This window comes from Haloferax larsenii, from assembly GCF_024730625.1.
Classification (GTDB): Archaea; Halobacteriota; Halobacteria; order Halobacteriales; family Haloferacaceae; genus Haloferax; species Haloferax larsenii.
The window spans coordinates 533305-548822 of record NZ_CP078063.1 but is presented as its reverse complement, the minus strand read 5'-3'; the positions used below and the strand labels follow the sequence as shown (position 1 = coordinate 548822).

Annotated in this window: 13 protein-coding genes; 8 read left to right on the top strand and 5 right to left on the bottom strand. The window is 66.4% G+C overall.

What is annotated here, in order from left to right; genetic code table 11:
• Positions 1–347: 347 nt before the first annotated feature.
• The gene (locus tag KU306_RS02880; protein WP_258302820.1) at positions 348–1610 is read right to left on the bottom strand and encodes an eIF2B alpha/beta/delta subunit family protein; all 1263 of its coding nucleotides are present in this window, start codon (positions 1608–1610) and stop codon (positions 348–350) included.
• A gap of 61 nt (positions 1611–1671) precedes the next feature.
• Between KU306_RS02880 and KU306_RS02875 the strand changes: the two genes are divergently transcribed.
• Entirely contained in the window at positions 1672–2166 is a 495-nt protein-coding gene (locus tag KU306_RS02875; RefSeq protein ID WP_258302819.1) for a metallophosphoesterase family protein, read from the top strand.
• Positions 2167–2254: 88 nt separating this feature from the next.
• On the opposite strand, the gene KU306_RS02870 is transcribed toward KU306_RS02875, so the two are convergent.
• Positions 2255–2641 carry a homing endonuclease associated repeat-containing protein gene (locus KU306_RS02870; protein ID WP_007541772.1) on the bottom strand — a complete coding sequence of 129 codons (387 nt, stop codon included), beginning with the start codon at positions 2639–2641 and terminating at the stop codon, positions 2255–2257.
• A 123-nt stretch (positions 2642–2764) separates the two neighbouring features.
• On the opposite strand from KU306_RS02870, the gene KU306_RS02865 reads away from it, so the two are divergent.
• Complete coding sequence (locus KU306_RS02865; protein ID WP_258303419.1) at positions 2765–3529, top strand: coenzyme F420-0:L-glutamate ligase; 765 nt, start codon at positions 2765–2767, stop codon at positions 3527–3529.
• Between the two features lie 21 nt (positions 3530–3550).
• On the top strand, positions 3551–4531 hold the full coding sequence (locus KU306_RS02860) for a 5,10-methylenetetrahydromethanopterin reductase (RefSeq protein WP_258302818.1): 981 nt from the start codon (positions 3551–3553) through the stop codon (positions 4529–4531).
• Here the strand turns inward: KU306_RS02860 and KU306_RS02855 are convergent.
• Positions 4512–4727 (bottom strand): DUF8024 family protein, encoded by a 216-nt coding sequence (locus tag KU306_RS02855; protein ID WP_007541777.1) that lies wholly within the window; start codon positions 4725–4727, stop codon positions 4512–4514. The genes KU306_RS02860 and KU306_RS02855 overlap by 20 nt on opposite strands.
• Before the next feature lie 95 nt (positions 4728–4822).
• Between KU306_RS02855 and KU306_RS02850 the strand changes: the two genes are divergently transcribed.
• A complete protein-coding gene (locus KU306_RS02850) occupies positions 4823–5128 on the top strand; it encodes a DUF7573 domain-containing protein (RefSeq protein WP_258302817.1) in 306 nt (101 codons plus the stop codon).
• A gap of 15 nt (positions 5129–5143) precedes the next feature.
• Here the strand turns inward: KU306_RS02850 and mutL are convergent, their stop codons facing one another.
• Both mutL and mutS read right to left on the bottom strand, forming a co-directional pair.
• Positions 5144–6796 (bottom strand): DNA mismatch repair endonuclease MutL, encoded by a 1653-nt coding sequence (mutL, locus tag KU306_RS02845; protein WP_258302816.1) that lies wholly within the window; start codon positions 6794–6796, stop codon positions 5144–5146.
• 21 nt (positions 6797–6817) lie between these two features.
• Positions 6818–9670 (bottom strand): DNA mismatch repair protein MutS, encoded by a 2853-nt coding sequence (gene mutS / locus KU306_RS02840; protein WP_258302815.1) that lies wholly within the window; start codon positions 9668–9670, stop codon positions 6818–6820.
• A 177-nt stretch (positions 9671–9847) separates the two neighbouring features.
• On the opposite strand from mutS, the gene KU306_RS02835 reads away from it, so the two are divergent.
• Genes KU306_RS02835 through KU306_RS02820 form a run of 4 tightly spaced genes read left to right on the top strand, consistent with a single transcriptional unit; the run spans position 9848 to position 15393 of the window.
• Positions 9848–10804 carry an AAA family ATPase gene (locus KU306_RS02835; protein ID WP_258302814.1) on the top strand — a complete coding sequence of 319 codons (957 nt, stop codon included), beginning with the start codon at positions 9848–9850 and terminating at the stop codon, positions 10802–10804.
• Entirely contained in the window at positions 10801–11820 is a 1020-nt protein-coding gene (locus KU306_RS02830; protein WP_258302813.1) for a DUF58 domain-containing protein, read from the top strand. The genes KU306_RS02835 and KU306_RS02830 overlap by 4 nt, the downstream gene beginning before the upstream one ends.
• Complete coding sequence (locus tag KU306_RS02825; protein ID WP_258302812.1) at positions 11817–14108, top strand: transglutaminase TgpA family protein; 2292 nt, start codon at positions 11817–11819, stop codon at positions 14106–14108. Before KU306_RS02830 ends, KU306_RS02825 begins: the two co-directional genes overlap by 4 nt.
• A 40-nt stretch (positions 14109–14148) precedes the next feature.
• Positions 14149–15393 carry a helix-turn-helix transcriptional regulator gene (locus KU306_RS02820; RefSeq protein ID WP_258302811.1) on the top strand — a complete coding sequence of 415 codons (1245 nt, stop codon included), beginning with the start codon at positions 14149–14151 and terminating at the stop codon, positions 15391–15393.
• Positions 15394–15518: the final 125 nt, after the last annotated feature.

Below are 15518 nucleotides of genomic sequence, written 5' to 3'. Positions count from 1 at the left end.
GTGAGGGTCGTCACAAGGGGCTCGGTGGGGGTAACCCTCATCATCGCCACCACATCGTCCTAGCTGCACAGGAGTGAAAAGCACTTCCACATGCGAACGGGCGATTCTCACGAACGATACAACTGCAACACGACCAGAAAGACGAGCAAAAGCGGGATAATCGGGGCTGCAACTTCGAGCGGAACCAAGAGCAGCACTATCGCGGACATAATCACGAACTCCAGCACCACCAACAAACTGAGCACTTCGACTGGATTTGCCATCGTTCGGAACGAGACCCTGTGACGGTGCTCTCCCCACCGTGGCATCAATGTGGCGGCCACGCGAGACGGCCCTCAAGTATCCTCTCAGCCGTCGTCGCCCGCGTCCGCCCCCGACGACGTGGACTCGTCCCACCGGGCGAGTTCGGCGTGCTCGGACGCCACGCGCTCGACACCGTCCGAATCCAGTCTCCCCTCCTCGGTGACGACGCCATCGACGAGGTCCGATGGAACACGTTCGAACAGGGGATTCGACACCGTAATCGTCAGGTCCCCGTCGTACAACGCGCCACCTTCCTCGCCGACGACGGTGTCGTCGCCGCGAATCTTGTCGCGGGCGCAGACGGCGAAGACGGGCACGTCGGACCGCGATGCAGCGAGTGCAATCGGATAGCTCCCAACCTTGTTCACTACGTCTCCGGACGAGAGCACCGCGTCGGCACCGACGAGGACGGCATCGACAGCCCCGTCCGCGACGAAGCCGGGAAGCGCGGCGTCGGTCGTGAGCGTGATTTCGAGTCCTTTCTTCGCCAGCGATTCGGCGACGGTGACGCCTTCGAGACCGGGGCGCGACTCGGCGACGAGGACACTCGGCCCCGCGTCTTCGAGTGCTGCGCGGACGGTCCCTGAGCGCGAGAGCGTCGCCACGTGGTCGTAGCCCGCTTCTCGAAGCAGTTGCGCAGCCTCCGCCGAGGCGACGTCGTCGGCTTCTGCTGCGGCGTCGATTTCCGCCGCGGCTCGTTGGCATAGCGCTTTCGTGTCGCCAGCGGCGTCGGCCAGTACGCGGTTCACGCGATTCGTGACGGCGGCCATGCTGGGCCGGGCGTCGCGCAGACTGCGGCCGAACGAGACGAGTACTTCCCACGATTCGGCGTCTGAGGCGGCGTCCCGAAGGACTTCGAGCGCCCGAAGTGACACCCACGCCGAGCCGTGGGCGTCGTCTGTCTGGACGGTTTCGAGCGTCGGTGCGACCCGGCGGTACGTCGGCCACAACTCGGGGACCGTGTCGCGCTCGCAGATGACCGGGGCGTGGACCCACTCCACCGCGGCGAGTTCTTCGTTCGGAGCGATGTCGCGGTGGTTCACGTCGAACATGAACGCGTGGACGGTCCACTCGCGCTCGCCGTCGGTGATGTGCATCGGTTGGGCGGTGTTGGCCAGCGTCGCGTCGGTGACGCCGACTTCCTCTTCGAGTTCTCGTCGCGCGTCGTCTTCGGCGTCGTTCGGGTCGCCCTCGACGTATCCCGAGACGCCAGCCCACTTGCCGCTGTAGGTCCCGACGGCGTCGCTGCGGCGAGTGAGCAGGATGCGCCCCCGATTACGGAGGAACGCGGTGGCGACGTGTGCCATATCCTGAAGTACGCTCGGCAGTGACAAAATGACTATTCTCCCGTCGCGCCATGTGGGAGACATGTATCTGGCCATCCTGAGCGATACGCACGTCCCGGGCAGAGCCGAGACGATTCCGACGTGGGTCGAAACCCGCGTCGAACGCGCCGACCTCGTGATTCACGCGGGCGACTTCGACTCGTCGCAGACGCTCGAACACATTCGCGACCTCGCCACGGAGTTCGTCGGGGTTCGGGGAAACGTCGACCCGCCGACTATCGACCTGCCGTACGTGGATATCGTCGAGGTCGCCGGGGCGACGTTCGTCGTCACCCACGGAACGGGGACGCGAACCGGATACGTGTCGCGGGTCGCGCAGACGGTCATCGACGCCGCCGGACGGGACGCAATCGGTATCGCCGGCCACATACACGAAGTCGTCGACGAGGTCGCCAACGGCGTCAGAGTCCTCAATCCGGGGACGGCGACCGCACCGGACCCGAGTGACGATGCGACGATGATGGTCGGAACCGTCGAGGGCGGGAGCCTCTCGGTCGACGTCGTCAGTGAGGGTTGACGGCCTGCCTCGGTGAGGTCGTCGGCCCTGCCACGGTGAGGTCGTCGGCCCTGCCACGGTGAGGTCGTCGGCCTGGCTTCGGCTTCGGTCAGTCGTCTTTCGGCTGGGTGTAGAACTCCGAGACGTCGTATTCGTCGTATCGCAGCCGCTCTTCGGGCGAGTGGAAGTTCGGTTCGAGACCGGCGAACTCGACGCCACAGGCGAACGTCCCGAAGCGGTCGCGGTAAAAGGAGACGTGAAACGCGCCGAACTTCGTCATATCGACCGGCGTCGGACTCGTCTCCGACCCCTCGGCCAGTAGATACAGTTCCGCGAAGAGAACGTGGTTGTTCAGCCGAAACGACATCTTCTCGCCAGTCAACGGATGGACGTCTCTGTCGACGCGGTCACGAACTTCCTGCGGAACGCGCCCCACGTATTCGAGGTACTCCTCGACCGTGTGTCTCCCCATCGGGTCTATCGGCCGGTCGTCCATGCGCTGACCTGTGTTTGACACATATTAACAATGTCGCGGGTTCTCACGTGTCTGGCGGTCCCGATACCGGCCCCCTTCGCCAGCATCCCGTGGTTTTTCACCGCCGTCGCCGTCCCCTCCCGTATGGAGTTGTTCGCCGTTCCCGACGTGCCCGAGATTCGCGAGGGCGACGACCTCGCGCACATCATCTCCGAGCGCGTCGACCTCCGCCCCGACGACGTCGTGTGCGTCGCTTCGACTGTCGTCTCGAAGGCCGAAGGGCGGTTCGCCGACCTCGACGACTTCCCGGCCGGCCCGCGGGCGCGAGAACTCGCAGACCGCCTCTCGGAACTCACCGACGAGGAGAAGGACCCGCGGTTCGCGCAGGCGGTCCTCGAAGAGAGCGTCGACCTCGTGATGACCGAACCGTTCCTCTTGACCGAGACGCGGTTCGGGCACGTCGGCGTCAACGCCGGTATCGACCGGTCGAACGTCCCCGACCACGACCTCTTGTTGCTCCCGAAGCGCCCCAGCGAATCGGCCGAACGCATCCGCACCGGTCTCGACGCCGAGCGCGTCATCGTCTCCGACACGTCGGGGCGACCCTTCCGTCACGGGCAGCGGGGTGTCGCACTCGGCTGGGCGGGCATGGCCCCCTCGCGCGACTGGCGCGGTGAGACCGACCGCGACGGGCGCGAACTCGGCGTCACGGTCGAGAGCGTCGTGGACGAACTCGCCGCCGCCGCAAACCTCGTCCAAGGAGAGGGCGACGATGGGACGCCCGTCGTCGTCGTTCGCGGCTTCGAGTGGGGCGACCACGGCGAGAGCCACGCCCACTACCGCGACGTCGAGGGCGATTTCGTCCGACAGGCGCTCCGCGGATGGACCTACGACCCCGATACGAACTGACCGAACGCTCACTGTCACACCATGCTCGGACTCGAACTCACGCCGGAACATCCGGTATCTGACCTCGTCGAACTGGGAACACAGGCGGAACGCGAGGGCTACGACTCGCTGTTCGTCTCGTGTCACTACAACAACCGCGACCCCTTCGCAGTCCTCGCGCGACTCGCGGCCGAGACTAACGAGATTCGCCTCGGCCCCGGTGTCGCCAACCCCTACGAGATGCACCCCGTCACGCTGGCCGCGAAGGTGGCAACCGTCGCCGAAGCCTCGGACGGTCGCGGTCTCCTCGGTATCGGACCCGGCGACCCCTCGACCCTCCGAAACCTCGGTCTCGAAGACCAGCGCGGCCTTCGTTCCGTTCTGGAGGCGTTCAAAGTCGCACAGGACCTCTGGGACGGAAAGCGCGTCACCCACGACGGGACCTTCGAAGCGACCGACGCCGGTCTCAACTTCGACGTCCCCGGCGAGATTCCGGTCTACGTCGGCGGCGAAGGGCCGCATATGTGCCGGATGGCGGGCAAGCACGCAGATGGCTTGCTCTTCAATGGCTCCCATCCCGACGACCTCGCATGGGCACGCGAACAGGTCGATATCGGCCGCGACGACCGCCCAGACTCGCGCGGCGAGTTCACGCTCGCGGCCTACGCCAGCGTCTCCATTTCGGAGGACGAATCGGCGGCCCGTGATGCGGCACGCCCACCGGTCGCGTTCATCACCGCCGGAGCAGCCCCGCCGGTCCTCGACAGACACGGTCTCGATGCCGAACTCGCCAGCGACATCGGCGACAAGATTTCGGCGGGCGACTTTTCGGAGGCGTTCGGCCTCGTCACCCCGGCGATGATAGACGCCTTCTCGATGGCTGGCACGCCGGACGAGGTGAGCGAGCGGATGGCCGCGGTGCTCGACCACGCGGATGGAATCGTCGTCGGGTCACCAATCGGACCCGACCTCGAAGAAGCGATTTCGTTGGCTGCGCGGGCGTTTACCGAGAGCCGGGCGTAGTTCCGAAACCGAGTTCGGCACCCAGTGCGCCGAGGACGACGTAGGCCAGTGCGCCGACCGCCGCGAGGATAAACAGGTTGCCGAAGACGACGAGAATCGGCGAGAGCGGATCGTTCAGTGCGACGCTGGAGAAGTTCACGAGCAGCTCGACGACGCTCTGCAACAGTGCCACGATGAAGTCCGTGAGGGTTGCCATAGATGACTCTGAGGATTCAGTGATAAAGACTGTGTGGATTTCACACGATTTTGCAGGTCGGCACCGATAAGGCCCGCCCGTCCGCACGTCGGGCTATGTCGAACCGCTCGCTCGACGACTTCGCTGGCGGCCCGGACGATGACGACGAATCTACCGCTCCGGCGTCCGACGACGCTGCCGAGTTGGTGTCCGACGACCCTACCGAATCCGTACCTGACGACCCCGAAACAGAAGCGGATGCTGACGCTCCCGACGCTCCCGACGCTCCCGACGCCCCCGAATCTCTCGCAACCTACCGCTGGACGCCCGATGGAACGCCGTGCCCTGTCTGCGGCGACACGGTGGAAAAACGGTGGCTCGACGACGAGCAGTACGTCTGTCACGACTGCAAAGACTGGTAGCGCTTTCTGAACGCCCTACCCCAGTCGCCCGCTTCGCCGACCGAATCCGCGCACGAACGCGTCCTCGTCGATAGCGAGGACCGTCGGCCGACCGTGCGGGCAGGTGTAGGGCGTCTCGCACGACCCGAGTCGGGAGACGAGACGCGTTGCCTCTTCGACCGAGAGGTCGTCACCGGCTTTTATTGAGGGATGACACGCGAGGTCTTTCAGCAACTCGTCCCGCGGGTCCCGCGCGTCGCCCGCTGCGAGGTCAGAAACCACGTCAGCCAGCGCGTCGGGGGAAAATGGCCGCCCGAGTGGGGCCGGAACCGCTTCGACGCGGTAGGTTCCCCCGCCGAAGTCGGCGACGCGGAAGCCGAGTCTTTCGACGGCGTCTCGATTCGCCTCCAGCAGCGCCGCTTCGGGTGGCGACAGCGACACATTCGCTGGTGGGTCCACCGGGACGGAATCGACGCCTGCTGACTCGACGGCTGCCCGCAGGCGCTCGTAGTTCACGCGCTCGTGGGCGGCGTGCTGGTCGATTACGAGGAGTTCGTCGCCGACCTCACAGAGGACGTAGAGGTCGCGGAACTGTCCGATGACGCGCACGTCGTCGAATACGGACTCTGCTTCGACCGGCGACAGCGACGAGTCGAGGTCCATCGCCACCTCGCCGCTCCGGCGCAGGTCGGCGGTCGAAAGGGCGTCTGTGACGCTCGATTCGACCGCGTCGGCGACCACGTCGGCGTCTCTGAACTCGACGTCAGATTTCGCGGGGTGGACGTTGTGGTCGACCCACGACGAGGGAAGCGAAAGGCGCACGACAGCGACGGGTTCGCGGTCGTCCGGGAGGAGCGTCCCGTAGGCGTCGGATACGGCGCGGCGAATCCGCGACTCGGCGAGGGCGCGACCGTTCACCGAGACGTGGACGTGGTCCCGTCGGGCGCGACTCACGAGCGGGTGACAGAGGACGCCGTCGATGGCGATATCGCCGGGTTCGGTCCCAATCCGGACCTCGCGGCTGGCGTCGAACGTCGAGGCGTGGCTGGCGACCTCGCGGCCGTAGACGGCGAGCAAGGTGTCCGTGAAGCGGTCGGTCCCCGGCGTCGTGAGCGTCTCGCGGCCGTCGTGCCGGAGGACGAACCGCACGTCGGGTCGGACGAGCGCGTACCGGGTGACGACACGCGAGAGACGGGCGAACTCGGCTTTCGCCGACGCGAGCGCCTTCTTCCGGACGGGGCGCTCGGCGAACAGGTCCGTGACTTCGACGGTAGTTCCGCGGGCGCGACCCGCCGCAGTGACCGACTTTTTGCCCCGGTCGACGACCACTTGCGTCCCTCGCGGGCCACCGGCGTTGGTCGTCAGTTCCAGTCGGGAGACGGCCGCGATGCTTGGGAGGGCTTCGCCCCTGAACCCCAGTGTCTCGACCGTTTCGAGGTCTGCCGCGTCGTCCAGCTTACTGGTCGTGTGGCGCTCGACGGCGAGCGCGGCGTCGCGCTCTGTCATCCCGCTCCCGTCGTCGCTGACGCGGATTCGGTCTGTTCCGTCGCCACCGACTTCGATTTCGACGGTTTCTGCACCCGCGTCGAGGGCGTTTTCCACGAGTTCCACGACGACGCTCGCCGGGCGAGTGACGACCTCTCCCGCCGCGATTTGCGCCCGCGTCTGTCGGTCGAGTTCGTGAATCATCTCATTTCATCTCATCTCATCTCATTCGAGTCGGCCTTTGAGGTCCGACAGGAGGTTCAGCGCCTCCAGTGGGGTGGTATCCACGAGGTCGGCGTCTCGGAGTTCGGCGGCAACTTCGTCGAGCGTATCGTCTCTGGCGGCGGTGTGAGTTGCACTCGAACCGGCCCTCGAAGTCGATTTGCTGCTGGGTTCGGCCGGCGGCCCGGATGCCCCGGAGGACTCCCCATTCGACGTATGGTGGTTGTTGCCAAGTCCGTCAACGTACGCCGCGAGAGTCCCACCTTCGCCATCACTCGCCGCCTCAGCAACCCCTTCGTTTCGAGTCGAGTTCGAGACGACGGATTCGGTCGGCGTTGGGTCGGCGGTGGCGTCGTCGGGAGTGTCGGGAGTGTCGTGGGCGTCGTCGGCACCGTCGGCGTTCGACTCGGAAGCGTCGGCAGCAACGTTGGCATCGACGAGGCCGCGGGCGCGGTCCACGACAGCCGGTGGAACGCCCGCGAGTTGGGCGACCTCGACTCCATACGAGGAGGACGATGGCCCTTCCGCGACGCTGTGGAGGAACGTCACTTCGCCATCGGTCTGTGTTGCCGTGAAGTGGAGATTGAACACGCCCGAGCGCTCCGAGGCGGCGTCGGTCAGGTCGTGGTAGTGTGTTGCGAAGAGCGTCATCGCGCCGACTTCGTCGTGGATGAACTCCGTGGTGGCGCGGGCGATGGCGAGACCGTCGGCAGTCGAGGTCCCCCGGCCGACTTCGTCGAGGAGCACGAGCGAGTCCTCGGTGGCGTTGTGGAGGATTTCGGTCAACTCGCTCATCTCGCGCATGAACGTCGATTGGCCGCCGGCGATGTCGTCGGAGGCTCCGACGCGGGTGAACACGCGGTCGACGACCGGCAACCGGGCGGCTCTGGCGGGGACGAAACTCCCCAGCTGCGCGAGGATGCAGACGAGCGCGACCTGCCGCATGTAGGTCGATTTCCCCGACATGTTCGGGCCAGTGACGAGCGCGACGCCCCCCTGTGGGAGCGAAGTCGGGTTCGGGACGAACTCGTCTTGCGTGCGCTCGACCACGGGGTGGCGACCGGCCTCGATTTCGATGCCGCCGTGGCCCTCTGAACCGTCCTCACGGAACTCCGGCCGCGTGTAGTCGTTGGCGACGGCCACGTCCGCGAGGGTGCGAAGCACGTCGAGGTCGGCGAGGGCGTCCGCAACTGCCTGAATGCGCTCGGATTCGGCGGCGACTTCGGCGCGAACCTCGCAGAACAGGTCGTATTCGAGCGTCTCAGCTCGCTCGGTGGCGCTGAGAATCTCGTCTTCGCGCTCCTTCAGTTCGGGCGTGTAGAAGCGCTCGGAGTTCTTCAGGGTCTGTCGGCGGACGTAGTCGTCGGGTACCTTGTCGAGGTTCGGATTCGTCACCTCGATGTAGTAGCCGTGGACCTGATTGTAGCCCACGTCGAGCGAGTCGATGCCCGTGCGCTCTCGCTCCTGTGCTTCGAGGTCAGAAACCCACTCGCGGCCCTCGGTGGCGGTCCCGCGAAGGTCGTCGAGTTCGTCGTCGAACCCCGACGCGATGACGCCGCCTTCGGTAATCTCCTGCGGCGGGTCGTCTACGATGGCGCGGTCTATCAGGTCCCGAACGTCCCCGAGGTCGTCCAGTGAGTCGCGGAGGTCGGCGAGGCGGCCCGAATCGACGCTGTCGAGCGTGGCGCGAATCTCGGGAACGCGGTCGAGCGTCGTCTGCAACGACCGCAGGTCGCGGGCGTTCGCGCGCTCTCGCGAGACGCGGGCGACGAGTCGTTCGAGGTCGTAGACGGCCGAGAGGTGCTCACGCAGGTCCGCACGCGTGAGGGCGTCGTCGGCCAGTTCGCCGACTGCGTCCAGTCGTGCTTCGATAGCGTCTCTGTCTACGAGCGGGCGGCGAAGCCACGCTTCGAGGCGACGACGACCGAGTGCGCAGGCCGTCTCGTCGAGGACCGAAAAGAGGGTGCTTCCCGCGTGTGCGCTTCGCGAGTCGAACAGTTCGAGACTGCGGATGGCCGTCGCGTCGAGTTGCAGGAACTCTCGGGGGTCGAAGCGCGTGATGCGAGTGACGTACTCCAGTTTCGAGTCACCCTGTGCGTACTCGGCGTAGGCGAGAAGGGCACCGACAGCGCGGCGCTCCACGTCGGCTTCGACGACCGCATCGGGGCGGGAGACGTACGACGAAAGCGTCTCTGTCGCCGCCTCGATGTCGAAGGCGTCGGAGTCGAACGGCGTCTCCATCGGGTCGAACGACGGGTCCGGGAGGTCGCAGTTCGGCCCGACGACGAGTTCGGCGGGCGCGAGTCGGTCCAGTTCTTCGAGCAACAGCGCGCGGTCGGCACCCGTGACGAGGCACTCGCCGGTCGAGACATCTACGACCGCGAGACCGTAGTCGTCGCCGTCGCGGGCGACAGCGCCGAGGTAGGTCGCTCGCCCGGCTTCCAGCAGTTCCTCGTCGACGACGGTTCCGGGGGTGATGAGCTGTGTGACGGCGCGGTCCACCAGTCCAGAGGCTTCGGAGGCGTCTTCGACTTGGTCGGCGAGCGCGACGCGATACCCCGCGTCGAGCAGGCGTTCGAGATAGCCAGCCGCGTTGTCGATGGGGATACCCGCCATCGGCCACGTCCCGGTCGAGTCCTCGCGCTGGGTGAGCGTCACCTCGCAGGTCCGCGCGACCGTCTCTGCTGCCTCGCAGAAGGCCTCGTAGAAGTCGCCGACCTGAAACAACACGAGGGCGTCGTCGTGCATCTCACAGAGGTCGGCGTACTGCGAGAGCATCGGCGTCAGGTCGTCTCGGACCGCCAGCATCGCGTCTGGCGCGCCGTAGACTTCCTCACGCTCGGCGTCCGTGTTCATATCCGGTACGGAGTCGCCGAACGACAAAAGCACCCGGGAACCCGGTGTTCGGATTCGCCGTCTCTATTGGGGTGTGGTGTGCACACATCCAGCAACGTTACGTGGACTGACGCAATAGTTCATGACAGAGGTCCCGTCGACCATCTCGGAGCGGCAGGCGGGACACCCCGCATATCAATGACTGATGTACATGCAGACGCCGACTTCGACCGCGAGCAGTCGGTCGAAGCGGTATCCGACCTCGCCGCGCGTATCTCTGAGAACGTCGAACGAGTCATCGTCGGCCACCACGATGCCATCGAAGACATCGTCGTGACGATGTTCGCTCGGGGCCACCTCCTCTTGGAGGACGTTCCCGGCGTCGGCAAGACGATGCTCGCCCGGGCCATCGCCACGTCTATCGAGGGCTCGTTCGAACGTATCCAGTTCACGCCCGACCTCTTGCCGTCCGACGTGACCGGCGTGAACGTCTTCAACCAGAAGACGAACGAGTTCGAGTTCCGCGAGGGGCCGGTCTTCGGGAACGTCGTCCTCGGCGACGAAATCAATCGCGCCCCGCCGAAGACCCAGGCCGCGCTCCTCGAAGTCATGGAGGAGTTGCAGGTCACTGTCGACGGCGTCACGCGACAGGTTCCAAACCCCTTCACCGTCATCGCGACCCAGAACGACGTCGAACCCGACCGGACCTACGACCTCCCGCTGGCCGAACTCGACCGCTTTATGAAGAAAATCCACCTCGGCTATCCGAGCGAGGCCGAAGAGACCGAACTGCTCGGCCGACTCGCCGGACACCACCCAATCGAGTCGCTCGAACCTGTCGCGACGGCCGCCGAAGTTCGAACCGCCCGCGAGGCGATTTTAGATGTGCGGGTGAGCGAACCGGTCCGCCGATACGTCTCGCGACTCGCCGCCGACACCCGCGACCGGGCGAACCTGGGTGTGAGTCCGAGAGGGTCGCTCGCCCTCGTTCGGGCCGCACAGGCCCGCGCTGCGCTCGACGCCCGCGACTACGTCGTCCCCGACGACGTGCAACGTGAGGCCCAAAGCGTCTGGGCACACCGCATCCGAACCACCGGCAGCAACGACGGCCGAGATGTCGTCGAACGCGCACTCGATTTCGTTCCGGTCGAATGAGACCCACACTCCGAGGCTGGGCGGCGCTGGTCGTCGTCGCACTGGGTGTCGGCAACGCCGTCGCGTTCGGCCCACGAGCGCTCGACGCCGTCGTCGTTCCCGTCGTCGTCGCGCTCGTCGTCGGCGCGGTGCAGGTGTGGCGTATTTCGCCGCCGCGAGCAGTGCGTTCCTCGCCGGAAGACGGCTTCCCCGGCGAGACGCACACAGTCACGCTCGACATCGAGTCGAACCGCCCGTTCCCGGCGACGACGACCGACGCGCTCTCTGACGGGCTCGACGGCGACTCGAACACCCAGTCGCTCGTCGGCGACGGGACCATCTCGTACGACGTGACCTACCAGTCTCGCGGGCTGGCGACTATCGGCCCGGCGTCCATCGTCGCGACCGACATCCTCGGGTTTTTCACTCGAACGTTCACCGTCGGCGGGACGACCGAGATACTGGTCTATCCGCGACTCAGGTCACTGTCCGCGACGGCCCGCAGAGACCTCTCGTTGCTCTCGCACTTCGGTGCGAGCGACGAGCGCGGCGAGTTCGACCGCCTCCGGCCGTACGTCCCCGGCGACTCGCTTCGAGACGTTCACTGGAAGTCGACTGCTCGGTCCGGGAACCTCGTGGTGAAGGCGTTCGCCGACCACGCCGACCCCGACGCGGTCGCCGTCTCGGTCGGGAGTATCGAAGGCCGCGTCGACGACGTGGCCGAGGCGACGGCCTCGCTCTGCTGGTCGCTTCTGGACGCTGGCGTGCCGATTCACCTCACGTCGCCCGGCGGAACTATCGATGCTGCCCCCGGCGACCAACGTCACGTCCTCGCCCACCTCGCGCAGATGGACGCCGGGTCGGTGCCAGATGAGAACGCAGGAGTTGTCGTTCGCGGCGACGTCGGCCAGACGCACATCGCCTTCGGCGGGCACGAGACGACGTTCGAACGGCTCAGCGCCGACCCGAGTGCGTCCGACGAGATGCTGTCGTCGCTGCAACTCGACGACGACGCTCGCCGGGGGGCTACTGCATGAGCACCGACACGCGCACTGGGCGGGGGTCGAACCAGTCGTCGCCGAGTCGCCCCGGCGCCCCCGGCGCTCACTCGACGACTGAGGCCGGAGAATCGACTCTCTTGGGCGTTCCGGTGTCGATGTTCGCAGTGGCCGCCGCGTTCGTCTTGTTGGGTTCGTTCCTCTCGGTGCTCTACGAGGTGACGGACGTCGTCGGCGGTCGAAGCGAGTTCATCCTCATCGCGGGCGTGACGGTGGTCGCCGCAACTGCCATCGCCCGACTCTTCCGCCCGCGGGCCGCGTTCGGACTCACCGCGGTCCTGCTCGGCGTCGGCTTCCTCGCGTACATTCTCGCCCTTCCGAAGAGCCAACTCGCGTTGCTCTCGCCGGAACAACTCGTCGCCGACTCCGTCGCGCTCTTGAGCGGCTTGTCGGTCCTACGGTTGCTCTCGGCCGACGTGTGGGCGCTCGCCGTGACGCCCGCGCCGACGTTCCTCGCGTGGTATCTCGCCGTCCGCGGTCGGATTGCCCCGGCAGTCGCCGTCGCTGGCGGCGGACTCGGGATGTTCGTCTTGACCGGTGACGCGAGCGGGGCGCTCACGCTCGCTGGCGTCGCCGCGGGCATCGCCGCCCTCGGATTCGACAGCCTCGGCCGCTACGGCGTCGGTGGCGGGCAACTCGACGTGCTCGCCATCGTCCTCGCTTCGATGATTGTCCTCTCGGCGACTGTCACGGTCCTCCCCGGAACCGGTGGGTCGCCTATCCTCCCCAGTCACGGCGTCGCAGAACAACCGACTGTCGAGGCCAACCTCGTGAGCGCGACCGACCGCATTTCCGTCGTCGGGAGCATTAGCCTCTCGCCGGACGTGCGGTTCGAAGTCGAGAGTACCGCCCCGTCGTACTGGCAGACTGCCTCGTTCGACCGCTATACCGGCGACGGCTGGGTCAGAACCGGTGATACGAAGCCGTACACCGGCGGCCGACTCAGCGGTCCAGAGGGACCATCGAGACTCGTCCAACAGACGGTCACGCCGAAGACGCCACTCGACTCGATGCCCGCTGCGTGGCGACCGGTCGCCGTCAGCGGTGACGTGGAATCGGAGACGGTCGTCACCCAACAAGGGAACTTCCGGCCGACGCGGACTGTCGGGACCGACGAAAACTACACCGTGACGAGCGAGGTGCCGCAGTACACGCCGGCCTCGCTGCGCCGCACCGGTACCGACTACCCCGACGAGATACGCGAGCGCTATCTCGGACTGCCGGACAGTACGTCAGACCGAGTTCGTGAGCGGGCCGCCGAAATCACGGCCGAAGCCGAGACGCCTTACGACAAGGCTGTCGCGGTCGAGACGTGGCTACAGGAGAACAAGCGGTACTCGTTGCAGGTGTCGCGGCCGGAGGGTGACATCGCCGAGTCGTTCCTGTTCGAGATGGACGCGGGTTACTGCACCTACTACGCGTCGACGATGGTCGTCCTCCTCCGCTCGGAGGGTGTCCCGGCGCGGTTCGTCACCGGCTACACGACGGGCGAGCGCGTCGGCGACGACGAGTACGTCGTTCGCGGCCTCGACTCGCACGCGTGGGTCGAGGTGTACTTCGAAGACACTGGCTGGGTCCGCTTCGACCCCACGCCCGCCGCGCCGCGTCAATCTGCCGAGTCGCAGGCGCTCACCGACGCGCGCGAAGAGGGACAACCCGGCGTCGACACCAACGAGACGGAACCGCAGGCGACCGACCAAGAGGAGATTACGCCAGTCCCCTCGGAGACGGCGAACACGACAGCGGCGAACGGAACGTCGAACGTCGACCTGCCGCCGAGTCTCGACGAACGACTCGGAATCACGCCGACAGCCGAGGCGACAGCAGCCGAGCCCGACGACACAGAAGATGGGCTCGTCCCGACGCTTCCGTCGCGTGAGACGATGCTCGTCGGCCTCGCTGCTGCTGTCGGCGTCGTCGCCGGTGCGCGTCGGACGCGCGCGCCAGCCCACGTCCGACTCGCGGCGCTTCTCGTCTACCAGCGGCGGACGGACTCACCAACGAGAGACGTGTTCCGCGCCTACGACCGCCTCGAACACGTGCTGGCTCGCGAGTACCGGCCGCGACGCCAAGGAGAGACGGTTCGGCACTACCTCGATGCGCTCTCCCGTGTCGGCCTCGACGAACGCACTCGGCAGGTGGGGCGGCTCTACGAGCGTGCCAAGTACGGTGACGGCGTCGCCCGAGCGGACGCCGACGAGGCGATTTCGGTCGCCGACGCCGCCGTTCGGTCGCGTCTGCCGGTCGTCAGACGATTGCTGACCTGAACCTCGTTCTTTTTCATCCCTGCGTTCAGACAGTGGTGCAATGGCGACACGACAGGCGGTCTTTGCACTCCTGTGTGCCGTGTGCTGTGTCTTCGCGGCTGTCTCCCCCGCGATGGCAGCCCCCGACGGCACAGCCACCGGGCCGGGTCTCGAACCACTGGTCCAGCAGGGCGTCGAACCCGATAGCACTCGTATCGTCGTCGAAGTAACGGAAGACGGCGACGCGCGGTGGGAGATTCAGTACTGGACGCGCCTCGACGACCAGAACACGACTGACGCGTTCGCCTCGCTCGAAGACGACATCGATGCGAACCCGACGGACTACACCTCGGCGTTCGCCGACCGAATCAACGGGACCGTCGACGCGGCGTCGAACTCGACCGGACGCGAGATGTCGGCGACGAACGTCTCGGTCGCCGCGGAGACGCGGTCGCTTCCGGACAGTTTCGGCGTCGTCACCTACTCGTTCGAGTGGTCGAACTTCGCGGCGGGCGACGGTGACTCACTCGTCGTCGGCGACGCTATCGAGGGCTTCTTCCTCGATTCGGGCTCGCGGCTCATCCTCTCGTGGCCCGACGAGTACGGCCCGACGACGGTCGCCCCGACAGCCGACGATACGCGCGAAAACACCGTTATCTGGCGCGGCTCCGACACCGAATTCGTCTCCGGCGAACCGCGTGTCGTCCTCGAAGTCGGCGGCGGCGCACCCGCGACGAGTCCGACCGCGACGCAGACGGCGGTCCAGACGCCTGCGACCGGTGACGGTCCCTTCCCGACGACGGGCGCACTTGCGGCACTCGCGCTCGTCGGAGTGCTCGTCGTCGGCGCTGGGTTCTATCTCCGGTCGCGCGGCGTCTTCGGCAGTGGCGGCGCACGCGACGGAGCCGGTGGAGACGAAGCGGCAGTTGTAGCGTCCGCCACTCGCGACGCAGACGCAGAGACCGACGTATCGCAGGCTGCGCCGAGCGAGTCGGCAGGCGAGGCCACTTCGGACGACGCGGACACGACTGCGGAGGCGGATGCAACCGAGGACGCCGAGGACGCCGCCGACGCCGAGGACATCCCTTCGGAACTGCTCAGCAACGAAGAGCGCGTCCTTCGACTCATCGAGTCTCGCGGCGGCCGAATCAAACAACAGGAGGTCGCGAGCGCGCTGGATTGGACCGACGCGAAGACCAGCAAGGTCGTCCGCGGGATGCGCGACGAGGGAACTATCGAAGGCTTCCGCCTCGGACGAGAGAACGTCCTCCGACTGCCGGAAGCGGACGAACCCGACGACGCTTAAAAATATTACGACCATTTACCCGGTTTTATCGCACCTAACCGACCGACGGCGGTGCATCTGCTCGACGCGTCGAATCGGTGTTGAACCGCGTTGATTCGCACGGACGAACATCCGTTTATATCAGA